Raw genomic sequence first — 26,153 nt, 5'->3', positions numbered from 1 at the left:
TCAGAGGTCCTCGGACAGGACGTGCGCCTGCGGGACGGTGTGCGCGAGCGCCGCGACGTCCGGCACGGAGGCGGGACGCGCCTCCCGGCCGTCGCGCGGGACCGACGTGACGGCCCCGCCGGACGCGGGGCGCGCCTCCCGGCCGTCGCCGGCGGCCGACGTGACGGCCCCGCCGGACGCGGCGCCCTGACCGAGTGCGCGCACCGCGGCGAGCCCGCGCTCGACGTCGCGGATGATGTCGGCGACGTCCTCGATGCCGACCGACAGCCGGAGCAGGCCGTCGTCGATGCCCATGTCCGCGCGCTCGGCCGCGGTGCGGCCCGCGTGCGTGGTGGTCGCGGGGTGCAGGACGAGCGTGCGCACGTCGCCGAGGTGGGTCATCCGGCTGATGAGCTGCACGGCGTCGGTGAAGGCGCGTGCCGCCGGCTCGCCGCCGGCGAGCGTGAAGGCGAAGACGGAGCCGGCTCCGCGGGGCAGGTAGCGCTGGGCGAGGTCGTGGTACGGACTGGAGGCGAGACCCGCGTGGTCGACGCTCGTCACCTCCGGCTGTGCCTCCAGGAAGGACGCGACGGCCAGCGCGTTCGCGCTGTGCCGTTCGACGCGCAGGCTGAGCGTCTCGATGCCCTGGCGGAGCAGGAAGGCGTTGAAGGGGGAGGGCGATGCCCCGATGCGGGCGGCGACGACGTCGCGGGCGAAGACCACGAACGCGCGCCGGCCGTACCGCTCGACGTAGCTCTGCCCGCCGAGCGACGGCTCCGGCTGCGTGAGGTGCGGGAAGCGGCCGGGCTCGGCGCCCCAGTCGAACCGGCCGCCGTCGACGACCAGGCCGCCGAGCCCGGCGCCGTGGCCGGACAGGAACTTCGACGCCGAGTGCACCACGATGTCGGCGCCGTGCTCGACCGGGCGGACGAGGTACGGGGTCGCGAGCGTGTTGTCGACGATGAGCGGGACGCCGGCGCGGTGCGCGGTGTCCGCGACGCCGGTCACGTCGAGGACGTCGTTCTTCGGGTTCGGGATCGTCTCGGCGAAGAACGCCTTCGTGTTCGGTCGGACGAGCCGGGACCACTCGTCGAGGTCGCGCTGGTCCGACACGAAGTCGACGTCGATGCCGAGCCGGCCGAGGTTCTGGACGAGCAGCCCCTTGGTGCCCTCGTAGATGCTGCGGGCGCTGACGACGTGGTCGCCGGCCTGGAGGACACCGAGGAACGCGATCGTCGCGGCGGCCTGCCCGCTGCCGACCAGGATCGCCTCGGGACAGCCCTCGAGCAGGGCCACGCGGCGCTCGACGTCGGCGTTCGTGGGGTTGCCGAGGCGGGTGTAGGTGTAGCCGTCGTCCGTGCCCGCGAAGCGGTCCCGAGCCTGCTCGAAGTCGTCGAACAGGAACCCGGACGACATGTGGATCGCGGGGACCCGTGCGCCGTGTGCGGTGTCGGGCAGGAAGCCGCCGTGCACCTGTTCGGTGGCGAAGCCGTGCTCGTGCGCCATGGGGTCCCTCCGTGAGCTGGTGGTGGTCCCGGTACTCTCGCAGGCCGTCGTGCGCGGCGGGGTGTCTGCGACCTCCGGTTACGTGGCCGGGGCGGCGTGGTGCCCGGCGAGGCGGTCGCGGTCGCCGGTGTGGTCGGCGAGGACGGCGGCGAGCCGCGCCGCGAACCCGTCGGCGAGCGGCGACGGCAGTGCGTCGACCGCGAACCAGCGCACGTCGTCGCTCTCGTCGCTCACGACGGTCGCGGCGGCCGGATCCACCTCGGCCACGAACCCGACGTCACGGTGCGCCGCGCAGGCGAACCCGTCGTGCAGCGCGTGCCGGTCGAGGTCGGCGATGCCCGTGTCCACCAGCTCGAGGTCGGCGATCCCGGACTCCTCGCGGGTCTCGCGGCGGGCGGCTGCGGCGAGGTCGACGTCGTCCGGCTCGAGGTGCCCGCCGAACTGCACCCAGAACCCGCCCTTGCGGTGCAGGCAGAGCAGGACCTGCCGGTGGTCGGGGGAGAGCACGAAGCAGGACGCGGTCAGGTGCTCCGGCCGCCCGTCACGCCGGAGGGCCGTGTCGCCGTGGGTCCGCACGAAGTCGGCGAAGTCCGCGGCGAGCGGATGGTGGCTGGACCCGAGGGCGGTGAGGACGACGTCGACGTGCACGGTCCCATCCTGCTCGCTCTGCGGGCCGGGTCAGACCAGCGCCCGCACCCCGGCCGCGATCGTGTCCCACACCGCGAGCAGGGGTTCCCGGGCGAGCCACACCGCCAGCGCGTTCCCCGCCAGGAACAGCACGAACCAGCCCACCGCGGGCACCCGCATCTCGGCGGCGGCGATGTGGAAGTCCGTCTGCACCCGGGCCCCGGTCAGCAGCCAGCGCGCCACCTGCACGACCGAGCGCAGACCGTCGACGACGAAGAGCGCCCCGACGGCGGCGACGACGAGCACGGTGGCCTCGGACGGGCGCAGTGCCACCCAGAGCGCGAGCGCGTCGAACCCGACGACGACGAGCAGGCCGAACCAGTTGCGGACGAAGGCGAGCGCCACGAGCCCGATCACGGCGAGCACCGCCACGGGCAGCCACCGCGACCCGTCGAGGACCCCGGTGAGCAGCAGCACGCCGGCCCACACCGGTGCGCTGTAGCCGGCGAACAGGTTCAGGACGCGGACGAGCCACCGGACGGCACCGGGCACCCGGCCGAGCCGGACCCAGGCCTCACCCGAGCCGTCGGCGTGCAGGTCGATCCGGTCGATGCGGCCGCCGAACGGCACGACGACGACGCAGTGTCCGACCTCGTGGGCGATGGTGGCCGCGATCCGGGCGACCCGGCCGACGAACGGCACGAACGGCAGGACTGCGCCGACGAGGACGGCGATGAACACGAGGGAGGGCGTGGCGGAGGTCAAGGCACCAGGATGGCAGGCCTGCCGATGACGGCGCTGGACGGGTCGTGACGAGCGTGACGCCGCGCGGACCGGAGCGGCCGCTCCGGGTCCCGGTCCGGTCAGGCCCCGGACAGCGTCGAGACGACCACGAGCACGAGCGTCGCGACGACGACGAGCCCGGTCGTCACGGCGACGACCACCGTCACCCGGTTGGTGTTGCTGTGCCGGGCCATCGGACCGTCACCGACCCCGCCGCGTGACGCGGCTTGTCGACCTCGAACCCGTGCTGCAGCGCGAGCTCCCGGGCGAGCATCTGGAGCGGCACGACCGCCTCGACCGGACCCCACGGCGCGAGGTCGCGGCCCCACGCCAGGCCGGTCGTCCCGCCCGGGCGTGCCGGTCCCGTCGTCGTGAGACCACCCGGAGCGGACAGGACGGGGACGTCCGAGTCCTCGCCGCCGATCGTCACGACGAACCCGCCGTGCGCCCGCACGTGGGCGACGGCGGTCTGCAGGCGTCGGTCGCCGTGGTCGACGACCAGCACCGGGGTGCCCTCGTCGACGCGTGCGAGCAGGCCGTGCTGCAGGTCGCCGGCCGGGTGCGCCTCCGCCCACCGGCCGCTCAGCTGGGTGAGCTTCAGGGCGCCCTCGGCGGCGTACGGGAGGCCGGGGCCGCGTCCGGTGAGCAGGAACCCCGGGGCGTCCCGCACGGTGGCGGCGAGCAGCGGGATCCGCTCGGCGGCCACGGCGGCGGCCGCGCTCATCCGGTCGGGCAGCTCCGCGAGGTCCTCGACGAGTGCGGTCGCCCGGGCCGTGTCGAGGCGTCCGGAGGCCACCAGCGCGGACAGCACGGTCGTCACGCCGACCACGACCTGCGCGGTGAAGCGCTTCGTCGCGACGACGCCGACCTCGGGCCCGGTGTGGCAGTCGAGCACGGCGTCGGCGCGGCGGGCGAGGGACGAGTGCACGTCGTCCGTGAGCGCGAGGACCGGGTGCCGCGGGTCGAGTTGGTCGAGGGCCCGCAGGACGTCGGCGGTCTCACCCGACCCGTCGATCGCGAGGACCAGGGTGCCGTGCCCGAGGACCACCTGCTCGGCCTCGCTCGCGACGACGACGTCGGTCGGGACCCCGCCGAGCGTGCGGATCGTGCCCGCGACCACCTGCCCGGCGTGCAGGGACGTCCCGCACGCGACGACCGCCAGTCGCCGGAAGGCCGGCAGCCCGAGACCGGCCCAGGTGCTGCCGTCGACCGTGCGGTGCCGGAGGCGGGCGAGCAGGTCGCGGGCGACGGCGGGCTGCTCGGCGATCTCCTTCGCCATGTGGTCGGGGTGGTGGCCGCGGTCCGGCGTGACGGCGGCGAACGGGGACGGCGTCGGGAACGGCACCGGGACGGCGATCCCCTCGGAGGACCACGCCCACGCCTCGCCGAGCTCGACCACGTCCCCGTCGCGCAGCGGGACGAAGGTCTCGCACCAGGCGGCGATCGCACCGACGTCGCTCGCCGCGAAGTCGCCGCGGTCGGACCGCCCCACGACGAGCGGCGACCCGTTCGCCGCCGCGACCATCCGGCCGTCCCGGGCGTCCAGCACGACGAGCGCCCACGACCCCTCGAGCTGGGCGGTGGCGAGCTGCACGGCGAGCATGAGGTCCGGGTCCACGACGAGGGCTCGCTCGACGAGGTGGGCGATGACCTCGGAGTCGACGTCCGAGGTGAAGACGTGCCCCTGTCGCTCGAGCACGGTGCGCAGCCGCCGGGCGTTGTCGACGACGCCGTCGTGCACGATGCTGACCCGGCCGGTGCAGTCGGCGTGCGGGTGCGCGTCCGCCTCGCGCACCGGCCCGTGCGTCGCCCGCCGCACGTGCCCGATCCCGACGCCGGTCGACGCGTCGGAGGCCGGCACGGTGCCCGACCGACCGGCCAGCCGCGTCCGCAGGTCACCGACACGGGTCAGGGTCCGCGTCGTCGCGATCCGTCCCGACGCGGTCCGCACCGCGACACCGACCGAGTCGTGCCCGCGGTGGTCCAGCCGCTCGAGGCCGTCGAGCAGGAAGGGCGTCGCGTCGTCGGTGACGCGCACCGCGATGATGCCGCACATCTGGGGTCCGTTCGCAGGGAGGGGACTCCTGGTGGAGCCGGAGGTCGGCACCGACCGCCGCCGGGTCGGCCGCGCGTCCGGGACCGTCGGGCGGTCCGGGCCCGTCCTCGGATCAGGCGAGGACGGACGACGGGTCCGCGGGTCGACGGTTCGGGTACCGGACGGGGTACGCGGGCCTGCCCTCGGGGGAGGGCACGGCGGTCGGTGCACCAGAAGCGTCCCGCGGAGGGCACGGCCCTGACAACGGCGACCACCGCCTCTTGCGGTTCACCGCGCTCGCGGTGCGACCGGGCAGGACCCGGTGCGGACTCCCGCAAGGCGACCCACGTCGTCGACGGGGCGGGACGACGGAACGGGAGGCCCGGTACCAGCTGGTACCGGGCCTCCCGTTCCGTCGTGTGGTCGCGTCCACCGCGACCCGCGCCGATCAGGTGAGCAGCGCGACCAGGTGCGAGCGCGAGCGCGCACCGACCTTGCGGTAGATCTGCGTGAGCCGCAGCTCCACCGTGCGCTGCGACATGAACAGCGACGACGCGATCTCGCGGTTGCGGAACCCCTCGGTGACCTTCTGCACGACCGCACGCTCCTCGGCGGTCAGCGAGGTGAGCACCGTGGACGCGTCCGGGGCGCTGCGCGGCGCACCCGCCTCCTGTGCGGAGGCGACGGGACCCGAGCGGAACGACGACAGCGCACCGGAGGCGGGCATCGCCGCCGTCGGCGCCGGCGTCACGAGCGGACGGCGCAGGCCGGCCGCCTCGTACGCCGCGGCCGCCGCCGCTCCCAGCCGGGGACGCTCGGCGGCGGAGGCGATCGCCGCGAGCGCCGCGAACGTGCGAGCACGCTCGTACGGCGAGTCGTGCGGCTGGAACAGCTCGAGCGCACGTCGACGGGCGGTGTCACGCGTGGCGTCGTCGGCCACGAGCGCCAGGCTCCTGGCAAGCACGAGCGCGCCCCAGCGGGACGGGCGGGCGTGGTGGTCCGCCGCGAGGCGCGCCGTGACGGCGCGCGCGTCGTCCGTGCGGCCCAGTCGGACGTTCGCCTCGACGAGGTCCCCGAGGTGCCGCAGCACGGTCGGGTTCCGCAGCGGTCGGGCGATGGCGTCGGCCGCCTCGAGGGCGACCACGGCCTCCTCGGCCCGGCCGTCGAGCAGCAGGATCCGCCCGCGGAGCGCGTGCAGCCGGGCGGTGGTCGCCCAGAGCAGGTTCGTCGTGCGCAGTGCCAGGCAGCGGTCGATCACCTCGAGCGCGTCCTGTGAACGGCCCTCGGCGAAGTGCCGCCACGCCACCGCGATCGCCCGGGACGGTGCCGGCTGACGGGGTCCCGCCCCGGCGCCGTCCTCCCACGCGTCGATCGCGCGGAGCGCCTGCCGGTAGTTGCCGGACCGGAGCTCGTTCTCGGCGGTCAGGTACCGGGCCGCCTCGGTCCACACGGCCCGTGTCTCCATGCTGCGGGCGAGGACGAGCGCGAACACCCGTCGGGCGCTCCGGTACCGCTCCGCGGTGCTCAGGGCGTGCGCCACGAGGAGCAGGCCCGGGTCCGAGAGCGCGAGCAGCTCGGCGGTCGCCAGACCGTCGTACAGCTCGGTGTCCGGCGGGAGGGTCCCGTCGAGCGCCGCGACGAAGCAGCCCACGGCGCGGACGATCTCGACGGTGTGCGGCGACAGCGGGACGTCGAGCGCGTCGACCCGTGCGAGCAGGTCACGTGCCTGGTCGAGGTCCCACGTCTCGGCGCGGAAGCTCGCCACCATGGCGAGCAGTCCGGCGACGGCCCCCGCCTCGGCCGCGTCCGGCCCCACCGGGACGAGCAGCTCGTCGGCGTGCACGGTCTCCCCGCGCAGGTACTGCACGGAGTAGAGCAGCCGGAGCCGACGGACCTCGTCCTCGGTGTGCCGGAACGGTCCGATCGCGGCGAGGTACCGGGCGGCCAGACCGAGCAGGCGGTTGCCGAGCAGGAGTTCGACGACCCGGAGCAGTGCCGACCGCTCCAGCTCGCTGCCCGAGCCGACGTGGAGTGCACGCTCGGCGAGGGCGACGGCCGCCTGCGGGGCGCCGTCCGACACGTACCCGGCCGCGGCGTCGAGCAGGGCGACGACGTCGGGGACGTCGTCGACGAAGCTGCGGTGCCACGCGGCGGCTCGCGGGTCGGCGGTGGCGCTCGCCGCGGCGAGCTCGGCGTGCGCGGCCCGACGTGCCCGGGCGGGCATGCGCCAGTACAGGACCGAGCGGACCAGGGGGTCGCGCACGGTCACGGTCTGCCCGCGCACCGTGACGAGGCCGGCGTCCGCCAGCTCGTCGAGGGCGTCGCGGTCCCAGCCGGCCGTGCGGGCGACGGGCACGAGGGCGAGCCGCGCGAGGACGTCCAGATCTCGTCCCGCGTCGGTGCCGAGCAGACCGTCGCCGATCCGTCGTGCGGTGATCGCCTCGGCCGTCGCGGTCGGGCGCAGGGGCAGCACGACGGGCTCCGAGCCCGTCAGCTGGTCGCGACCGAGCACGTCCAGCTGCTCGCGCAGGGCACCGGGGTTGCCGCCGGTCTCCTCGGCGAGGACGGTCAGGACGCCGTCGTTCGCGTCGGACGGCGCCATCGTGCGTGCCGCCGCGAGGGCGTCGTCGGCACCGAGCGGCTCGAGCCGCAGGGTCGGCAGCGCCGCCAGCGGGCTGGTGGCCGGGATCGAACGGACCGTCACGACGAGCCGCAGCGCGGTCCCGGCGAGACGACCGGCGAGGAACGCGATGAGCTCCTGGCTCTCGGCGTCCATCAGGTCGAGGTCGTCGACGAGCACGAGCGTCGGCGGCAGCGTCAGCGTCTGCACGGCCTCGAGGAAGTCGTGCGCTGCCGCGAGACCGGAACCGGCCGTCCCGCTGGCGGTCTGCGGGGCGCCGGGTGCCGCGGTGTCCGCGGTCGCCGCGGCGTTCGCCTGCAGGAGCAGGGCGATGTGTGCCGAGGCGCGCGGGTCGTCCAGCGCGGTGAACAGGGACGTCACGCCGGCCAGGGGCCAACGGGACTCGCTCCCGTTGCCTCCGACCCGCACGACGGGGAGGGCGACGCGGTCTGCGACCGCGCCGAGGACGCTGCTGCGTCCGGAACCAGGGTCGCCGACGACGACCATCGCTGACTCACGAGGGAGTGCAGCGAGGGTCGCGATCCGGTCGACCTCGAGACGGCGACCGGTGAGTGCCATGACTCACCGGCCTCCGGGTCCGGGGACGGATGCGGCGGCGGGGACCCGTGCAGCGACACGGCGGGGAGCCGTGGCGACGGGGGACCGGTCGGCGGCACGGCGGGTGACCGTGACGACCGACGGACGTGTGGCGGCGACGGAGCGCGCGCCGTGGATGTCGATGATGTGATGCGGAGCACGAGTGAGGGTGCACTCGGTTCCGCGCGGGAACGATGAAGCCATCGTCTGTACCACCCCTCGGGTTAGGGTTTCGGGACGAAACACGACCGGTCCGGCCCTGCGCCCGGTCTAGGGAACCCGGCGCGTGGTGGACCTGTCGTCAGCGAGACTGTAACCCAGGTCGGAGCCTCGTTCGAGGGGGTCGACGCCCGGCGGCCCCGGCCCGTTGTCCCCAGTCCGGGGGGTGCTGCCGTGTGGTCCGGATGGAGCGCTCCGGCGGCCTCCACCTGAGTCGGGGTACAGCTGATCGGTGCACTCGGTGCAGGCAGGCGCGCCCGTCCGGGACGGCCCTCGTGCGGGGGGTCGGACGGGGTACGCGGTGGCTGCGCGGGTGCGGTCGCGTCCGACCGGGATCGGTCGGTTCGGCTGACAGCGGAACGGTCTGTCCGCGTGGGGACGCAGTGCGCTTCCCGGCGAGTCGCACGGGACCGGTGCCGGGGATCGGCGACCGGCGGTCGGCACCGGAGTCGGTGGTCGGCGCCCCCGTCGGCGGTCTCCGGGGTGCCGGTGGGTCGCCCCCGGGGATCGCGTCAGCGGCTGACGACGGCGACGACCGCGTCGTGGACGAGGCCGTTCGTCGCGAGGGCGCTGCCGTGCCAGGGGCCGGGGTCACCGTCGAGCGAGGTGAAGCGGCCGCCGGCCTCCTCGACGATGGGCACGAGTGCGGCGATGTCCCACGGCTTGAGGTCGGGCTCGCCGGCGACGTCGAGGACGCCCTCGGCGACGAGCATGTACGACCACATGTCCCCGTAGGCCCGGGTGCGCCACACCTGGCGGGACAGGTCGACGAGGGCGTCGAGGCGGTCGTCGTCGTCCCACTGCTGCAGGCTGTTGTAGCTGAGGCTCGCGTCGGCCAGGTCGGCGACGCCCGAGACGCGGAGCGGGCCGTCGGTCGAGTGTGCACCGAGCCCCTCGGCCGCCCACCAGCGCTTGCCGAGGGCCGGCGCGCTCACGACGCCGAGCACCGGCCGGCCGTCGACCGCGAGCGCGATGAGGGTCGCCCAGACGGGGACGCCGCGCAGGTAGTTCGCGGTGCCGTCGATCGGGTCGACGACCCACTGGCGGTGCCCCTCGCTCGTCGCCTCGGCACCGGTGTCGGCGGTCGTCTCCTCGCCGAGGAAGGCGTCGTCGGGACGCTCGGCGGCGAGCCGCTCGCGGAGGGCCCGCTCCACGGCCTGGTCGGCGTCCGTGACGTGCGTGCTGTCGGCCTTGGTCGTGACGTGCAGGTCCGCCGCGCGGAACCGCTCGAGGCTGATCGCGTCGGCGGTGTCGGCGAGGGAGCGGGCGAAGTCCAGGTCGGCGCTGAGGTCCACGTCGTCAGCGTAGCGGCCGGGCCCGGTGCGACCGTGGTGCGCTCGCGGTCGCTCAGGCGGCCACGACCGCTTCCTCCTCGAGCCGGCTGACGGCGCGGTCACGCGCGATCCGGGTGCGGCGCGCGGCGAGGCCGTGCACGAGGGCGCCGAGCAGGACCGCGACCACGAGCCAGAGGGCGAGCACCAGGGACGCGCGGCCGAGGGAGGCGCCCGGGAAGTACACGAGGTCCTGGGCGGCCTCGAGCCAGGCGGCACCGCTCCAGAAGGTGTTCAGCGCGGCGAAGAACCCGGGCTGGAAGGTCGGCTGGAAGATCCCGCCGGAGCTCGTGAAGTTGAGCATCACGAAGAGCATCGTCAGGACCGGGGTCGTCCACCGGCCGAGCAGCGGGTGCAGACCGACGCCGAGGGCGATGATCACCGCGTCGTACAGCCAGGCGAACAGGAAGACCTCCCAGCGGTGGTCCGGGACCACGCCGTACACGGGCCCGGCGACGACGGTGCCGATGCCGGCGACGACCGCGGCGGTCGCGGCGCCGACGACGGCGGTCCACACCGCGCGGAAGCGGGTGGCGAACGCGGCGACGGCGATCGCCGAGGCGTAGCCGCCGACGCTCAGGCCGACGAGCATGAAGAACAGGCCCTGGCCGGTGGGGTCCTGGTCGCCGGTGGGGACGACGTCCCGCACGGCGAACGGCAGGTGCTGCGCGTAGGCGATCGGGAGGAACACCTTCTGCGCCGCGGTGGCGGTCGTCTCGCTCGCGGCGGTCGAGACGGAGAGCGTCGCGCCGTCGGTGCCCGGGGCGTAGACGGCGGCGAGTTCGCGGTCGCGCACCTGCCGCTCGGCCTCGGCGGTCGAGTGCACGACGTGCGCGACGAGCTTGCCGTCGGACCCGTCGGTCACGGACTGCGCGAACACCTGCGTGGCGGCGCCCTGGCCGACGATCCCCACGGGGAGCTCGTGCGGCGACGGCGCGTGGAAGGCGCCGAGGTACGCCAGTGCCATGCCGACCGCGAGGAACAGCGGCACGAGGATGTGCGACCCGAAGCCCCGCAGCGAGCGGCCGAGGTGCTCCGGACGCAGCGTGGACGGCGTGGACGGGCGGCGCGGAGGCCGTGGCGCGGCGTGCTCGGCGTGGTGGGTCGGCGAGCGGGGGCCGTCCTCGGGGGCGACGATTAAGTTGTACTTTGCAACTTCAGACACGAGGGTCGACTGTACACCCGCGGGCGTCCCGGCACCGGGCCGGCGTCAGGGCACCCGGAACGACGCCCGCCCGACGTCCGGACACCCGGGGGACCCCCCGGAGCCGCGGCCGGACCTCGGACGACGCCCGGCCGCGGTCAGACGGTGCCGGGGTCGTCCGCGCCCATGCCGGTGAGCAGCGCGCGGAACGAGTCGAGCCGCTCGACGCCGGTCGGTCCGAGTTCGCCGTCCTGCACGCGGTCGACGATCTCCCAGTCGTGCGCCTGGGCCAACGGGATGCCGTCGGCCGGTTCGCGGACCGGGACCGCGTGCGACGCGAACGCCCGGAACACGTTGGCCGGGTCGACGTGCCCGAGGCCGAACGACCGCACGCCCGGGGTGTCGATGATCCAGCCGCCGTCCCGCACCCGCAGGGCGATCGACGACGACGAGGTGTGCCGACCGCGGCCGGTCACCGCGTTGACGACGCCCGTCGCCCGCGTCGACCCGGTCAGGGCGTTCACGAGCGTCGACTTGCCGACGCCCGAGTGCCCGACCGTGACGGTGACCTGGTCGTCGAGGACCTCGTGCAGCGCGTCGAACGGCACGTCGTCGGAGCGGCTCGTGACGATGCGGAGGTCCAGGCAGGCGAAGTGCGCCAGGAACGGTGCCGGGTCGGCGAGGTCCGTCTTCGTGATGCAGAGCACCGGGTCGAGCCCGGCGTCGAACGCGGCCACGAGGTAGCGGTCGATGAGGCGCGTCCGGGGTTCCGGGTCCGCGGCGGCCACGACGATGAGCATCTGGTCGGCGTTCGCGACGATGACGCGCTCGACCTCGTCGGAGTCGTCGGCGCTGCGGCGGAGCAGCGTGCTGCGCTCGTCGACCTTGACGATCCGCGCCAGGGACCCGGGCTCGCCGGAGGTGTCGCCGACCAGCGAGACCCGGTCACCCGTGACGACCGACTTCTTGCCGAGCTCGCGGGCCTTCGTGGCCGTGATGACCCGGCCCTCGCCCGCGCTGGCCCCGATCGACGCGGGTGCGCCGTCGGCGACGACTGCGCCGTCGTCCGCGGTGACGAGGACGCCGAACCGGCCTCGGTCGACGTTGGTCACCCACCCCCGGGCCGCGTCGTCGTACGAGGGACGGACCTTCGTGCGCGGCCGGTTGCCCTTCGGGTTCGGACGGATCCGGACCTTGGACTCGTACTGGCCGTACGGCTCGTCCGCCTCGGTGTCGTCGCCGTCGACGTCGTCCCACCAGCTCACCGTGCACCTCCGGACGTCGCGACGAGCTCGGCCCACAGCTCCGGGAACTGCGGCAGGGTCTTCGCGGTGCAGCCGACGTCGTCGACGGCGACGCCGTCGACGACGAGGCCGACGATCGCGCCGGCCGTCGCCATCCGGTGGTCGTCGTACGCGGCCCAGCCGCCGCCGTGGAGCGGCGCCGGCTCGATCCGCAGGCCGTCGTTGAGTTCGTGCACCGCGCCTCCGCACCGGTTGACGTCAGCCGCGAGCGCGGCGAGCCGGTCCGTCTCGTGGCCGCGCAGGTGGCCGATCCCGGTGACCTCGCTCGGTCCGTCGGCCAGCGCCGCGAGCGCGACGAGCGCCGGGGCGAGTTCGCCGCCGCGCGTCAGGTCGAGCGTCACACCCGGGAGGGAGGCGCCACCCCGGACACCGACGCCGCCGTCGACGACCAGGTCGTCGCCGTCCCGCGTCACGGTCGCCCCCCACAGGGGCAGGAGCGTCTCGAGGTCGGCCCCGACCTGCGTCGTCGCGGTCGGCCAGGTGCGGATGCGGACCGTGCCGCCCGCGACGAGCGCGGCGACCGCGAACGGCGCCGCGTTCGACAGGTCGGGTTCGATGGTCACGTCGCGTGCCGCGATCGGCCCGGGGTGCACGACCCACTCGCCGACCGACGGTTGGTCGACACGGACGCCGCGGGCGCGGAGCACGGCGACGGTCATGTCGATGTGCGGCAGGCTCGGCAGCCGCTCGCCCACGTGGGTGAGGTGCAGCCCCTCGGCGAAGCGCGGCGCGGACAGCAGCAGGCCGGAGACGAACTGCGAGGACGCACTCGCGTCGATGGTGAGCGCACCGCCCCGGACCGCGCCGGTGCCCGTGAAGGAGAACGGCATCGCGCCGTCGCCGTCGTCCGTGACGTCCACGCCGAGGTCGACGAGCGCCCGGATGACCGCGGCCATCGGGCGCTTCCGGGCGTAGGGGTCGCCGTCGATCGTGACCGGGCCGCTCGCGAGTGCGGCGAGGGGCGGCAGGAAGCGCATCACGGTGCCCGCGAGCCCGCAGTCGACCCGCACGCCGCCGTGCATGGGTGCGGGCGTGACGCGGAGGTCGGGGCCGTACGGGTTCGGGGCTGCGCCGGGCTCGGGGGCGACCTCGTCGACGCCGACGCCGAGCTGCCGGAGCGCGGCGACCATGAGCGCCGAGTCGCGGGAGTGCAGGGGCAGCCGGACGGTGGACGGTCCGTCGGCGAGGGCGGCGAGCACGAGCTCCCGGTTCGTCAGCGACTTCGAGCCGGGCAGGGCGACGTCGCCGCGCAGGGGCCCGCGGGCGAGGGGAGCGATCCACGGATCGGTCGGCTGGGAATGCGTCGTGTCGGCCATCGGTTCCCCAGGGTACTGAACGCACCGGGAGGACCATTGGCGACAGCAGTACTCGCACCAGCGCGGACGCGTCCGTCCCCGCTCGTGCTGCCCGCGACGTCCACCTCGCTCGGCCTAGACTGGGCCGCGATGACGACCGACGAACCGCAGGCAGCACCGCACGACCTGGTCGAGGCGACCGAGGAGCAGCTCGACGCGGTGTCCGAGGAGCGGGACGCGCTCGACGAGGACGGCGACGCGTCGTCCGCTGACGCAGACCTGTCCGGTGACGCGGACGACCTGTCCGGTGACGCGGACGACCTGTCCGGCGACGCAGACCCGTCCGGCGAGGACGGCCTGGACCATGACGCCGACGAGCCCGAGCCGGCCGACGAGAAGACCGTCTCCGAGCACGAGCTGCGCGCCCTGTTCGAGGACCAGGCGCTGCCGTTCATGGACCAGCTGTACGGCGCCGCGATGCGCATGACCCGCAACCCGGCGGACGCTTCCGACCTGGTGCAGGAGACCTTCGTCAAGGCGTACGCGGCCTTCCGGCAGTTCCGCCAGGGCACGAACCTCAAGGCGTGGCTGTACCGGATCCTGACGAACACGTTCATCAACACGTACCGCAAGAACCAGCGGAACCCGTACCAGGGCACGATCGACGAGCTCGAGGACTGGCAGCTCGGCGGCGCGGAGAGCGTCACCCAGTCGGTCTCGGCCCGTTCCGCCGAGGCCGACGCGATCGACCACCTGCCGTCCTCCGCCGTGAAGGACGCGCTCCAGTCGATCCCCGAGGACTTCCGGATGGCCGTGTACTTCGCGGACGTCGAGGGGTTCTCGTACCAGGAGATCGCCGACATCATGAAGACCCCGGTCGGGACCGTCATGAGTCGGCTCCACCGTGGCCGCCGGCTCCTCCGTGGGCTCCTGGCCGACCACGCCCGCGAGACCGGCATCGTCCCGGACGCAGCGTCGACGGCGACGATGCGTGGACGGGGTCGCGGTGCCACGACGAAGAAGGCTGCTGCGACCGCTGGTCGCACGGACGGGAAGGACGCACGATGAGCGGCTGCGACTGCTCGAAGGCGAAGGCCGAGCTCGAGGAACTCCTGCACGACGAGCTCTGCCGTGAGGACGCCGCGGACATCCGCGAGCACATGGCGAACTGCGAGGACTGCACGAGCGAGCACCGCGTCGGCGTCGTCCTCATGGAGACGGTGAAGCGCGCGTGCGCCGAGACCGCTCCCGAGCAGCTGCGCTCCGAGATCCTGGCGCGCATCCGCGTGGAGCAGGCGACGCACTGACCCGATCGGCGGGGTCGTCACACGGCGGTTCCGCTCGGTAGGGTCGGCCCATGACCCGTGCCGCAGAGTCGACCGCCACCTGGACCGACGCCGACGTCCGCGACGTCACGGCGCTCGTGCGACTGCTCGGACACGTCGTCGACGAGCCCGCCATGCGCGGGCGGCTGGAACGGCTCACGCCGGAGGCCGGCCACCGCACGTGGCTGGTCCGCGACGAGGACGGCCGTGCGGTCGCGGTCGCGGGCGCGCAGCTGACGTGGTCCTACGCGAGCGACGAGCCGACGGCGCAGCTGCTGCTGCTCGTCGTCGACCCGTCGGACAGGAGGCGCGGCACCGGTTCCGCGCTCCTCGACACGTTCGAGACGTGGGCGCGTGAGCAGGGCGCGCGTCGCCTGAGCGCCGTGTCGGCCGCGGCCACGGACAGCGCGCACCGGTTCTACCAGAAGCGCGGGTACCACGAGGCCGGGGTCCGGTACACGAAGCTCGCCTGACCGGGGCGCGTCGCGTCTGGTCGCGTCGCGCGCGGTCGTCGCGTGCGGTCCTCGCGTCGCGTCGCCTCCGGTCGTGTCGCATCCGGACCACGGAGAACGCCCCGTGCCGGAGTCCCAGGGACTCCGACACGGGGCGTTCCGCACGCTCAGCGCGGTGCGTTCACGACCCCAGGGCCGTGCGGATGACCTCGGCGGCCTCCTGCGCGGACCGCTTCGACGACCCGGTCGCGGGAGCGGCGCTCGCGGGACGCGACGCGACCGACAGCGGACGGCCGTCCAGGTGCGGCGACAGGTTCATGCACACGTACGGCCACGCGCCCTGGTTCTCGGGCTCCTCCTGGGCCCAGACGACCTCGGCGCCCGGGTAGCCGGCGAGCACGGACAGCAGCTCGTCGAGGGGGAGCGGGGCGAGCTGCTCGAGCCGGACGAGGGCCACGTCGGACCGGTCCTGCTTGTCGAGCTCGGTGCGGAGGTCGTGGTGCACCTTGCCCGAGTGCAGGACGACGCGACGAACGGCGCCCTTGTCGGTCACGTGATCGTCGTCGATGACCGGGAGGAAGGTGCCGCTGGTGAACGCCTCGACCGGGCTGGTGGCCTGGCGCAGGCGCAGCATCGCCTTCGGGGTGAACACCACGAGCGGGCGCTGCGGGCGCTCCCACGCCTGGCGACGGAGCAGGTGGAACCAGGACGCCGGGGTCGACGGTCGGGCGACGACCATGTTGTCCTCGGCGCAGAGCTGCAGGTACCGCTCGATGCGCGCCGAGGAGTGGTCCGGTCCCTGGCCCTCGTAGCCGTGCGGGAGCAGGAGCACCAGGCCGGAGCGCTGGCCCCACTTCTGCTCGGCGGACGAGATGAACTCGTCGATGACCGTCTGGGCGCCGTTCGCGAAGTCGCCGAACTGCGCCTCCCAGAGCACGAGCGCCTCAGGACGCTCGACCGAGTAGCCGTACTCGAACGCCATCGCCGCGTACTCGCTCAGCAGCGAGTCGTAGATGTACAGGCGCGCCTGGTCCTCGGTGACGTTCGCGAGCGGCAGCCACTCCTGGCCGTTCGTGCGGTCGTGGAACACCGCCTGGCGCTGCACGAACGTACCGCGGCGGGCGTCCTGTCCGACCAGGCGGACCGGCTTGCCCTCGGTGAGGACCGACCCGATGGCCATGAGCTCCGCCATCGCCCAGTCGACGCCGCCGGAGCGGGTCATCTCGGTGCGCTTGGTGAGGAGCTGCTGCAGCTTCGGGTGCACCTGGAAGCCCGCGGGCGGGTTGCTGTGCGCGTCGCCGATCGCCCGGACGAGGTCCTCGCTGATCGCGGTGTCGTGCACCTCGACCTCGGTGTCGTCGCGCTGCGCGGTCGGACGCTCGAGACCGTCCACGGCGCCGGCGTCGTCGGCCGTCACGACGGGCATGGTGCCGGTCTGGGCCTCGTGCGTCTCGGCGAACGCGCGCTCCAGGCGGTCCTGGAAGTCGCGGTGCGCCTCGTCGTACTCCTCCTGCGTGATGTCGCCGCGACCGACGAGGGCCTCGGTGTACAGCGTGCGGACGGAGCGCTTCGCCTCGATCAGGTTGTACATGAGCGGCTGCGTCATCGAGGGGTCGTCGCCCTCGTTGTGCCCGCGGCGGCGGTAGCAGACGAGGTCGATGACGACGTCGCGGTGGAACTCCTCGCGGTACGCGAAGGCGAGCTCGGCGACGCGCGCCACGGCCTCGGGGTCGTCGCCGTTCACGTGGAAGATCGGCGCCTGGATCGTCTTCGCGACGTCGGTCGAGTACACCGAGCTACGTGCCGACTCCGGCGGGGTGGTGAAGCCGACCTGGTTGTTGATGACGAGGTGGACGGTGCCGCCGGTGCGGTAGCCGCGGAGCTGCGACATCTGCAGCGTCTCGACCACGACGCCCTGGCCGGCCATCGCCGCGTCGCCGTGCACGAGCACGGGCAGCACGCCGAAGGTGCCGGGCGGGGTGCGGTCCTGCTTGGCGCGCACGATGCCCTCGAGCACGCCGTCGACGGCCTCGAGGTGGGAGGGGTTCGCGGCGATCGTCACCGGGATGCTCGACCCGTCGGACGCGCGGAAGAGGCCCTCGGTGCCGACGTGGTACTTCACGTCGCCCGAGCCCTGGCCGGACACCGAGCCCGGGAGGGACGAGCCCTCGAACTCGCGGAAGATCTGCCCGTACGTCTTGCCGGCGATGTTCGTCAGCACGTTGAGGCGACCGCGGTGGGCCATGCCGATCGCGACCTCGTCGAGGCCGGCGCCTGCGGCGTGCTGGATGAGCGTGTCGAGGAAGGCGATGGTGGACTCGCCGCCCTCGAGCGAGAAGCGCTTCTGGCCGACGTACTTGGTCTGCAGGAAGGTCTCGAACGCCTCGGCCTCGTTGAGCTTGCCGAGCACCCGGAGCTGCTCCTCCTTCGAGGGCTTCGAGTACGGGACCTCGATGTGCTCCTGCACCCAGCGGCGCTGCTCCGGGTCCTGGATGTGCATGTACTCGATGCCCACCGTGCGGCAGTAGGCGTCGCGGAGGATGCCGAGCACGTCGCGGAGCGGCGCGTTCGTGGTGCCGGCGAGGCCGCCCGTCACGAACTCGCGGTCGAGGTCCCAGAACGTCAGCCCGTGGTTCTCGATCTCGAGGTCGGGGTGCGTGCGCTGCCGGTACTCGAGCGGGTCGATGTCCGCCATGAGGTGCCCGCGGACACGGAAGCTGTTGATGAGCTCCTGCACGCGCGAGGTCTTGTTCACCCGGTGTGCGAGGTCGACGTTGATGTCGTTGGCCCACTGGATCGGCTTGTACGGGATCCGGAGCGCCGAGAAGATGCCCTCGTAGAAGCCGTGCTCGCCGATGAGTCGCTCGTGCACCTTCTTGAGGTACTCGCCCGACCCGGCGCCCTGGATCACGCGGTGGTCGTAGGTGCTCGTCAGCGTGATGGTCTTGCCGACGCCGAGCTCGACGAGCGTCTTCGTCGCGGAGCCCTGGAACTGCGCCGGGTACTCGAGCGCGCCGGCGCCGATGATGCAGCCCTGGCCCTTGGTCAGGCGCGGGACCGAATGCACCGTGCCGATGCCGCCCGGGTTCGTCAGCGAGATCGTGGTGCCCTGGAAGTCGGACGGGGTGAGCTTGTTGTCGCGGGCGCGCTTGACGAGGTCCTCGTAGGCGCTGAGGAACTGGCCGAACGTCAGCGTCTCGGCGCGCTTGATGCTCGGGACCAGGAGGGAGCGGGTGCCGTCCTTCTTCGGGACGTCGATCGCGATGCCGAGGTTGACGTGCGCGGGCTGGACCACGAAGGGCTTGCCGTCGCGCTCCTCGTAGGAGACGTTCTGGCTCGGGAAGTCCTTGAGCGCCTCGACCATCGCCCACCCGATGAGGTGCGTGAAGGAGATCTTGCCGCCGCGGGCACGGCGCAGGTGGTTGTTGATGACGATGCGGTTGTCGATCATCAGCTTCGCCGGGATCGTGCGGACGCTCGTCGCGGTCGGGACGGTCAGCGACGCGTCCATGTTCGACGCCAGGGTCTTCGCCATGCCCCGGAGCGGGGTGGCGACGTCCTCGTGGGTCTCGTCGTGCTCGTCGGTCGCGTCGTTCGCCTCGGCCGGGATCGGCTGCGGCGTCGGCTGCCGCGAGGTCGTCTTCGCCTGGATGGGGCCGCCGGAGCGTGCCTCGCCCTGGGCGTCACCCGACTGCGCGGGTGCGGGTGCGGCCGAGGCGGTCGGTGCCGGCGTGGGGGCCGCGGTCGAGGTGGCGGACGCGGTCGGCGCGGCGGGTGCGCCCTGCGAGCGGTGGTAGCTCTCGAGGACGGGCCACCAGGACTTGTCCACCGACTCCTTGTCGGCGACGAACTGCTCGTACAGCTCGTCGACGAGCCACTCGTTCGCACCGAATTCGCCCGCGGTCTCGTCGGTTCCCGTCAGATGGCTCGACACAGCCGATCGCCCACTCTCCGTCGATAGATGCTCGTGTGTGTCGTGCGGGGCAGCCCTGCTCCGCACTGCCAGCCAGCCTAGCCGTTCCGCGGTGACCGTCCGCCGCGGGGCGGAGGCGGGTCGCGCCTCCCGGCATCCCGCGCGTGTCGGGCGGAGCCGTACAGTGGTGGGCATGAGGTTCTACGAGACGCGGCCGACCCACGACCTGACCTACTCCGACGTCTTCCTCGTCCCGAGCCGCTCCGGCGTGACGAGCCGCTTCGACGTGGACCTTGCGACGACCGACGGCACCGGTGCCACGATCCCGATCGTCAGCGCGAACATGAACTCGGTCACCGGCCCGCGCCTCGCCGCGACCCTCGCCCGACGCGGCGGCCTCGGCGTGCTGCCGCAGGACATGCACCTGCAGGACCTCGACGCCGCGATCCGCTGGGTCAAGGACCAGCCGGTCGACTTCGACACCGCGTACGACATGGGCGCCGACACCACGGTCGCCGAGGCGCTCGGGCAGCTCCTGCCGGTCGCCGGGCGCGGGGTCGTCGTCCGCGACGCCGCGGGGGAGTACCTCGGCTGCGTGCCGGCCACGCGACTCGGCACCGCCGGCCCGGACGCCACGCTCGGCGACCTGCTGCACGGCCCCTCCACCGCGATCGACGCCGAGGACGCCGGGACGCCGCGGCACGTGTACGACGTGCTCAACGCCGCCGAGGTCGAGTTCGCCCCCGTCGTCCGGCACGGCCACGTCGTCGGCACCACCAGCCAGACGAGCGCCATCCGCTCCGACATCTACACGCCCGCCGTCGACGGGGACGGCCGCCTGCGGGTCGCCGCGGCCGTCGGCATCAACGGCGACGTCGCCGCGAAGGCGAAGGCCCTCGCGGCCGCGGGCGTCGACGTCCTCGTGCTCGACACCGCGCACGGTCACCAGGAGGGCATGCTCCGTGCGCTCCGGACGGTGTCCGCGCTCGGCCTCGGGCTGCCGATCGTCGCCGGCAACGTCGTCACCGCCGACGCCGTCGCGCACCTCGTCGACGCGGGTGCGACGATCATCAAGGTCGGCGTCGGCCCCGGTGCGATGTGCACGACCCGCATGATGACCGCGGTCGGTCGCCCGCAGTTCTCCGCCGTGCTCGAGACCGCCGCGGCGGCCAGGTCCCTCGGTGCCCACGTCTGGGCCGACGGCGGCGTCCGGTACCCCCGCGACGTCGCGCTGGCCCTCGCCGCCGGCGCGTCGAGCGTCATGATCGGCTCGTGGTTCGCCGGCACGCTCGAGGCACCAGGGGTGCTGCGCCGCGACGCCGCGGGCAAGGCGTACAAGGAGAGCTGGGGGATGGCCTCGGCCAAGGCGGTGCGCGAGCGCTTCGAGCGGCTCGACCCGTACGAGCGGGCGCGCAAGGCGCTCTTCGCCGAGGGCATCTCGTCCTCGACGATCTACCTCGACCCGGAGCGGCCGAGCGTCGAGGACCTGCTCGATATGATCACCACCGGCATCCGCAGCTCGGCGACGTACGCGGGGGCGTCCTCGCTCGCCGAGTTCTCGGAGCGGGCGCTCGTCGGCATCCAGTCCGCCGCCGGCTACGAGGAGGGCAAGCCGCTGCCGGTCAGCTGGTAGCCGCTCGTCGCGACCCACGCGGGGTCGCGACCCACGCGGGGTCGCGACCGGACGACGGACCGACGGGAGGCGCGGTGCCAGCTGGCTCCGCGCCTCCCTCGCAGGCTCGGTCGGCGCGCCCCGCGCAACGCTCCGCGTTGCCGCTGAGCGGGGCGCGCCCGTCGGTCCGTCGCGGCTACCGCCGTCGGGTCGCGTCCTCGACGGTGCCGACGAGCTCCTCGAGGATGTCCTCGAGGAACAGCACGCCCGTCGTGCGTCCGTCCGCGTCGAACGCCCGCGCGACGTGGCGCCCGGCGGCACGCATGGTCGCGAGCGCGTCCTCGAGGTCCATCTCGGTGTAGAGCGAGATGAGCTGCCGGATCCGCTTCGGCGGCACCGGCACGTCGAACTCGTCGGGCCGCAGGTCGATGACGTCCTTGACGTGCACGTAGCCCGTCGGGTCGCCGTCGTCGCCGACGAGCACGTACCGCGAGAAGCCGCGCTGGGCGACGGCCCGCTCGACGTCCTCGGGGGTGGCGGTGTCGGGCAGCGTCACGAGTTCGGCCATCGGGACGGCGACGTCCTTGACCTTCTTCTCGGTGAACTCGAACGCCATCGCGAGCTTGCCGTCGTCGGTGAGCGTCCCCTCGCGGCGGGACTGCTCGACGATGGTCTGCACCTCCTCGACGGTGAAGGCGCTGACGGCCTCGTCCTTCGGCTCGACCTTGAAGAGCCGCAGCACGCCGTTCGCGACCGAGTTGAGCCCGACGACGACCCAGTGCAGACCGTGGCCGATGTACCAGAGCGTCGGCACGAGCACGAGTGCGGCGCGGTCCGGCATCGAGAACGAGATGTTCTTCGGGACCATCTCGCCGAACACCACGTGCAGGAACGACACGAGCAGCAGCGTGAACACGAACGCGACGATGCCGATGACCTCGACGCTCCACCCGGTCAGGCCGAGCGGGACCTCGAGCAGGTGGTGGATCGCGGGCTCGGACACGTTGAGGATGAGCAGCGAGCAGACCGTGATGCCGAGCTGGGTGGTGGCGAGCATGCGCGTGGCGTGCTCCATCGCCCACAGGGTCATCTGCGCGGCCTTCGACCCGGCCTCGGCGCGGGGCTCGATCTGCGAGCGGCGGGCCGAGATCACTGCGAACTCGGCGGCGACGAAGTAGGCGTTGCCGAGCAGCAGGACGACGAGCCAGAAGATGCCCCACCAGTCGGACCCGGCGGAGGCGGACTCCCCGGCGGCGAGGACGACCCCGCTGGACACTGCGGCGCTCATCGGGTGCGCTCCTTCGTGGCGGGGATGATGATGCCGGTCGCGGGACGCTGGCCGGAGCCGGCGGTCGCAGTGCCGCTGGTCGGCGTGCTGCCGGTGGCCGGGCCGGTGGTGCCCGTGCTGCCGGTGGGCGTGGGGTCGACCGGCGGCGTGTTCGGGGTCCACCGGATCCGGTCCACGCGGCGGCCGTCGAGGCGTTCGACGCGGAAGACGCCGTCCTCGAGCACGACCTCGTCGCCGACGACGGGCAGGCGACCGAGGGTCGCCATCACGAAGCCGCCGACGGTCTCGTACGGGCCGTCCTCGGGCACGGTCACCCCGGCGCGGTCCTCGAGCTCGTCGGGGCGGAGCAGCCCGGGGAAGGTCAGCCAGCCGCGCGAGCGGACGACGTCGATGCGGGCGCGGTCGTGCTCGTCCGACACCTCGCCGACGATCTCCTCGACGAGGTCCTCGAGCGTGACGACGCCGGCGGTGCCGCCGTACTCGTCGACGACGATGACCATCTGGTAGCCGCGGCCGCGGACCTCGGCGAGCAACGTGTCACCGGGCATCGTCTCGGGGACGCGCTCGGCCTCGGTCATGAGGGCGCCGACCGGCACCTCGGGACGCTTCTCGCGCGGGACGGCGACGGCCTGCTTGACGTGCACGATGCCGACGACGTCGTCGGCGTCCTCCTCGATGACGGGGAAGCGGCTGAACCCGGTGCGGCGGGCGAGGGCGATGACGTCCTCGGCGGACTCGGACACGCGGATCGTCGAGACGCGGGGGCGGGGCGTCATGACGTCGCTCGCGTCGAGCTCCGAGAAGGCGATGGTGCGCTGGAGGAGCGTGGCGGTGTCCTGCTCGAGCGAGCCCTCGGACGCGGACCGGCGCAGCAGCGAGCTGAGCTCCTCGGCGCTCCGGGCGCCGGAGAGCTCCTCCTGTGGCTCGATGCCCATCGACCGGAGCACGGCGTTCGCGGTGCCGTTCAGCACGGCGACGGCCGGCTTGAACACGGTCGTGAAGCCGATCTGCAGCGGGACGACGAGCCGTGCGGTCTGCAGGGGCAGCGCGAGCGCGAAGTTCTTCGGCACGAGCTCGCCGAGGATCATCGACAGCAGGGTCGCGATCACCAGCGCGACGATCGACCCGACGGTCTCGACGACCGCCTCGGGGAGCTGCGCCGCGAGGAACGGTGCCTCGAGCAGGGTCGCGATCGACGGCTCGAGCAGGTAGCCGGTGAGCAGCGTCGTCAGCGTGATGCCGAGCTGGGCGCTCGACAGGTGCGTCGACGTGACCTTGAGGGCGCTGATGACCGGGGTCAGGCCGGACTCGCCGCGGTCACGACGGGCCTCGACCTCGGCACGGTCGAGGTTCACGAGGGCGAACTCGGACGCGACGAACACGCCGGTGCCGAGCGTCAGCAGGATGCCGCCGACCAGCATCACGACGTCGACGGGACTCATTCCTCACCCCCCGGTGCAGGGGAGGAGGGGGTGCTCACCGAGTGAGCGCCGGATGAGTGGGAGGGCGAAGGTGCGTTCGGGGGATCGTCCACAGTGAGGGTCATCCTAGCGGGTGGGTGGTGCGGAGGCGGTGAGGACGTACAGGTCGCGGGGGCGCCCGTCCGGCGGGCCGGGAGGCACACCCCGCGTCGTCCCGTGGGCCTAGGCCGTGACGCGGGCGCGGTGGTACTGCTGCGGCTCGTAGTCGAGCGACACCCCGAGCTCGGCGGCGGCACGGAGCGCGAACGCCGGGTCGCGGAGGAACTCGCGACCGACCATCACGACGTCGGCCTGTCCGGTCGCGACGACCTGCTCGGCCTGGAACGCCGTCGAGATCATGCCGACCGCGATCGTGCCGATGCCCGCACCCCGACGGACGGCCTCGGCGAACGGGACCTGGTAGCCGGGGCCGACCGGGATCGCGGCGCTCGGCACGTTGCCGCCGGTGGAGACGTCGGCCAGGTCGGCGCCGTGCTCGGCCGCCCAGCGGGCCACCTGGACCGTCTCGTCGAGCGTGAGCCCGCCGTCGGTCCAGTCGGTCGCCGAGAAGCGCACGACGACCGGGAACCCCTCGCCGACCTCGGCGCGGACGGCGTCGACGACCTCGAGCAGGGCGCGGGCGCGGTTCTCGAGCGAGCCGCCGTACGCGTCGGTGCGGTGGTTGCTCAGCGGCGAGAGGAACTGGTGGAGCAGGTAGCCGTGAGCGGCGTGCAGCTCGACCAGGTCGAACCCGGCCTCGACCGCGCGTCGGGCCGCGGCGGCGAAGGCGAGCGCGACGACGCGGACGTCCTCGACCTCGAGCTCGCGGGGTGCGGCGTACTCGCCGAACGCGACGGCGGACGGCGCGACCGTGGTCCAGCCGCCCTCGGACACCGGGACGCTGCCCTGCGTCGTCGACCAGGGGCGGTGGGTCGAGGCCTTGCGGCCCGCGTGGGCGAGCTGCACGCCGATCGCGGCGCCCTGCTCGTGCACGAAGTCGACGATCGGGCGGAACGCGTCGCGCTGCTCGTCGTTCCAGAGGCCGACGTCCTGGGGGCTGATCCGGCCCTCGGGGACGACACCGGCCGCCTCGACCACGACCGCACCGGCGCCGCCCTTCGCGAACCCGCCGAGGTGCACGAGGTGCCACGTGGTCGGGACGCCGTCCTGCCGCTCGACCGAGTACTGGCACATCGGCGAGACCCAGAGACGGTTCCGGACGGTGAGGTCGCGGATGGTGATCGGTTCGAACAGGGCGTGCGTCACGCGGGAGCTCCTTCGGGGTCCGTGGGGCCGGGTCACCCGGCGCCGTGGTCATCGAACACCCCCGACCCGTGCGCGATTCCCCGACGGACCCCGGACGCGGCGTGCCCCGGAGACGGTGGTGCCCGACGCCGCGCGCCCGGACCGCGTCCCCGACCACCGCACGCCCGCACCGTCGCGGACGTACCGTGGGTGTGGTGACCGACTTCGTGACCGTCTCCCCGTCCGACGCCGCCGCGTGGACCACCGCGCCGACCGGCGACAGCACCAAGTACCGCCGCGGGGTCCTCGGCGTCGCGACCGGTTCGGCCGCGTACCCGGGGGCCGCCGTGATGGGCGTCGACGCCGCCGTGCACACCGGGGTCGGCATGGTCCGCTACGTCGGGCCGGACCGTGCGACCGACGCCGTGCTCGCCCGCCGGCCCGAGGTCGTCGCCGGCGTCGGCCGCGTGCAGGCGTGGCTCGTCGGCTCCGGCATCTCGGCCGACACGCTCGACGACCTCGACGAGCGCACCGCCGAGGCGTTCCGACACGCGTCCGACGACGGCGTCCCCGTGGTCGTCGACGCCGGTGCGATCCCGCTCGTCGACCTCGGCCCGCGCGCGGTGCTCACACCGCACGCGGGGGAGCTCGCCACCGTGCTCGGCGTCGACCGGGAGACCGTCGAGGCCGATCCACGCGGGTCGGCCCTGCGCGCCGCGGAGCGGACCGGCAGCGTCGTGCTGCTGAAGGGCTCCGACACGCACGTGGTCACCCCGGACGGGTCGGTCCGGCTCGTGGCCTCGTCGGCGACCCCGTGGCTCGCCGCCGCCGGCGCCGGTGACGTCCTGGGCGGTGTCCTCGGGGCGCTCGTGGCGACACGGGCGGGCCGCGAGGAACCGGGGCCCGAGGCACTCGCGCACCTCGCCGCCGCGGCGGCGGTCGTGCACGGCACGGCCGCGCGCCGCGCGTCGCGCGGCGGCCCCTTCACGATGACCGCGCTCGTGGAGCAGCTGCCTGGCGTGGTCCGCGACCTCGTCACCACGGGGGACGCGACGGCCTGAGCGGGTCGGCGGCGACCGCCGCGGGGGCCGGGAGGCGCGTGGCGGGGACGGCGCGTGCCTCCCGTCGGGTGGTTGTGCGGGTCGGGAGGCGCGTGGCGGGGTCGGTCCGTGCCTCCCGTCGGGTGGTTGTGCGGGTCGGGAGGCGCGTGGCGGGGTCGGCCCGCGCCTCCCGTCCGGCGGGTGCGCGGGTCGGGACGCGCGTGGCGGGGGAGACCCGTGCCTCCCGTCCGGTGCGCGACGCGGGACACCGCAACGATCCCGCAGGCCGACCGGACGGTCCAGACATCCGGCGCGGACGCGCCGACACTGGTCGCAGGGACGTCGCCTCACCAGCGACACGGCTCAGGTGCGCGCCCC

At 73.8% G+C, this 26,153-nt stretch carries 18 protein-coding genes; 5 read left to right on the top strand and 13 right to left on the bottom strand.

What is annotated here, in order from left to right:
* The 9 genes from QOL16_RS10175 to aroA all read right to left on the bottom strand — a co-directional run bounded on the left by QOL16_RS10175 (position 1) and on the right by aroA (position 13,461).
* Positions 1 to 1,485 carry an O-acetylhomoserine aminocarboxypropyltransferase/cysteine synthase family protein gene (locus QOL16_RS10175; RefSeq protein WP_083394987.1) on the bottom strand — a complete coding sequence of 495 codons (1,485 nt, stop codon included), beginning with the start codon at positions 1,483 to 1,485 and terminating at the stop codon, positions 1 to 3.
* Between the two features lie 78 nt (positions 1,486 to 1,563).
* Complete coding sequence (locus tag QOL16_RS10170; RefSeq protein WP_071249182.1) at positions 1,564 to 2,133, bottom strand: NUDIX hydrolase; 570 nt, start codon at positions 2,131 to 2,133, stop codon at positions 1,564 to 1,566.
* 30 nt (positions 2,134 to 2,163) lie between these two features.
* The gene (locus QOL16_RS10165; protein WP_175473073.1) at positions 2,164 to 2,877 is read right to left on the bottom strand and encodes a M50 family metallopeptidase; all 714 of its coding nucleotides are present in this window, start codon (positions 2,875 to 2,877) and stop codon (positions 2,164 to 2,166) included.
* Between the two features lie 181 nt (positions 2,878 to 3,058).
* Positions 3,059 to 4,951 (bottom strand): glutamine--fructose-6-phosphate transaminase (isomerizing), encoded by a 1,893-nt coding sequence (glmS, locus tag QOL16_RS10160; protein ID WP_071249188.1) that lies wholly within the window; start codon positions 4,949 to 4,951, stop codon positions 3,059 to 3,061.
* Between the two features lie 427 nt (positions 4,952 to 5,378).
* The gene (locus QOL16_RS10155; protein ID WP_071284024.1) at positions 5,379 to 8,129 is read right to left on the bottom strand and encodes an AAA family ATPase; all 2,751 of its coding nucleotides are present in this window, start codon (positions 8,127 to 8,129) and stop codon (positions 5,379 to 5,381) included.
* A gap of 749 nt (positions 8,130 to 8,878) precedes the next feature.
* Positions 8,879 to 9,661: an inositol monophosphatase family protein gene (locus tag QOL16_RS10150; protein WP_071284020.1), complete on the bottom strand. Its 783-nt coding sequence runs from the start codon at positions 9,659 to 9,661 to the stop codon at positions 8,879 to 8,881.
* 52 nt (positions 9,662 to 9,713) lie between these two features.
* Positions 9,714 to 10,862, bottom strand: a complete 1,149-nt coding sequence (locus QOL16_RS10145; RefSeq protein WP_139266372.1) for a hypothetical protein — start codon at positions 10,860 to 10,862, stop codon at positions 9,714 to 9,716.
* A gap of 137 nt (positions 10,863 to 10,999) precedes the next feature.
* Complete coding sequence (gene rsgA, locus QOL16_RS10140; RefSeq protein ID WP_071249194.1) at positions 11,000 to 12,106, bottom strand: ribosome small subunit-dependent GTPase A; 1,107 nt, start codon at positions 12,104 to 12,106, stop codon at positions 11,000 to 11,002.
* Complete coding sequence (gene aroA, locus QOL16_RS10135; RefSeq protein ID WP_071284014.1) at positions 12,103 to 13,461, bottom strand: 3-phosphoshikimate 1-carboxyvinyltransferase; 1,359 nt, start codon at positions 13,459 to 13,461, stop codon at positions 12,103 to 12,105. Before aroA ends, rsgA begins: the two co-directional genes overlap by 4 nt.
* 129 nt (positions 13,462 to 13,590) lie before the next feature.
* Here aroA and QOL16_RS10130 point away from each other — a divergent pair, with 129 nt between their 5' ends.
* From QOL16_RS10130 to QOL16_RS10120, 3 genes are read left to right on the top strand one after another with little or no spacing between them, the layout of a single operon-like run.
* Entirely contained in the window at positions 13,591 to 14,508 is a 918-nt protein-coding gene (locus QOL16_RS10130) for a sigma-70 family RNA polymerase sigma factor (protein WP_302847180.1), read from the top strand.
* Positions 14,505 to 14,747 carry an alpha-ketoglutarate decarboxylase gene (locus QOL16_RS10125; RefSeq protein ID WP_065962138.1) on the top strand — a complete coding sequence of 81 codons (243 nt, stop codon included), beginning with the start codon at positions 14,505 to 14,507 and terminating at the stop codon, positions 14,745 to 14,747. The genes QOL16_RS10130 and QOL16_RS10125 overlap by 4 nt, the downstream gene beginning before the upstream one ends.
* Before the next feature lie 50 nt (positions 14,748 to 14,797).
* Positions 14,798 to 15,238, top strand: coding sequence for a GNAT family N-acetyltransferase (locus QOL16_RS10120; protein WP_071249200.1), 441 nt, complete (start codon positions 14,798 to 14,800; stop codon positions 15,236 to 15,238).
* 160 nt (positions 15,239 to 15,398) lie between these two features.
* Here QOL16_RS10120 and QOL16_RS10115 read toward each other — a convergent pair whose 3' ends face one another.
* Positions 15,399 to 19,151, bottom strand: coding sequence for a multifunctional oxoglutarate decarboxylase/oxoglutarate dehydrogenase thiamine pyrophosphate-binding subunit/dihydrolipoyllysine-residue succinyltransferase subunit (locus tag QOL16_RS10115; RefSeq protein WP_175473072.1), 3,753 nt, complete (start codon positions 19,149 to 19,151; stop codon positions 15,399 to 15,401).
* A 172-nt stretch (positions 19,152 to 19,323) separates the two neighbouring features.
* Between QOL16_RS10115 and QOL16_RS10110 the strand changes: the two genes are divergently transcribed.
* Complete coding sequence (locus QOL16_RS10110; RefSeq protein ID WP_071284154.1) at positions 19,324 to 20,763, top strand: GuaB1 family IMP dehydrogenase-related protein; 1,440 nt, start codon at positions 19,324 to 19,326, stop codon at positions 20,761 to 20,763.
* Between the two features lie 175 nt (positions 20,764 to 20,938).
* Here the strand turns inward: QOL16_RS10110 and QOL16_RS10105 are convergent, their stop codons facing one another.
* The 3 genes from QOL16_RS10105 to QOL16_RS10095 form a co-directional block, all read right to left on the bottom strand.
* A complete protein-coding gene (locus QOL16_RS10105) occupies positions 20,939 to 22,030 on the bottom strand; it encodes a hemolysin family protein (RefSeq protein ID WP_171898755.1) in 1,092 nt (363 codons plus the stop codon).
* Positions 22,027 to 23,472: a hemolysin family protein gene (locus QOL16_RS10100; protein WP_065962143.1), complete on the bottom strand. Its 1,446-nt coding sequence runs from the start codon at positions 23,470 to 23,472 to the stop codon at positions 22,027 to 22,029. Before QOL16_RS10100 ends, QOL16_RS10105 begins: the two co-directional genes overlap by 4 nt.
* Positions 23,473 to 23,673: 201 nt before the next feature.
* Entirely contained in the window at positions 23,674 to 24,756 is a 1,083-nt protein-coding gene (locus tag QOL16_RS10095) for an NADH:flavin oxidoreductase/NADH oxidase (RefSeq protein ID WP_071284011.1), read from the bottom strand.
* 194 nt (positions 24,757 to 24,950) lie between these two features.
* Here QOL16_RS10095 and QOL16_RS10090 point away from each other — a divergent pair, with 194 nt between their 5' ends.
* Positions 24,951 to 25,796 carry an ADP/ATP-dependent (S)-NAD(P)H-hydrate dehydratase gene (locus QOL16_RS10090; protein ID WP_071284008.1) on the top strand — a complete coding sequence of 282 codons (846 nt, stop codon included), beginning with the start codon at positions 24,951 to 24,953 and terminating at the stop codon, positions 25,794 to 25,796.
* Positions 25,797 to 26,153: the final 357 nt, after the last annotated feature.

It is taken from the genome of Curtobacterium sp. MCBA15_004 (assembly GCF_001865055.2).
GTDB lineage: Bacteria > Actinomycetota > Actinomycetes > Actinomycetales > Microbacteriaceae > Curtobacterium.
The sequence above is the reverse complement of the archived record's forward strand: the minus strand, read 5'-3'. Positions and strand labels throughout refer to the sequence as shown.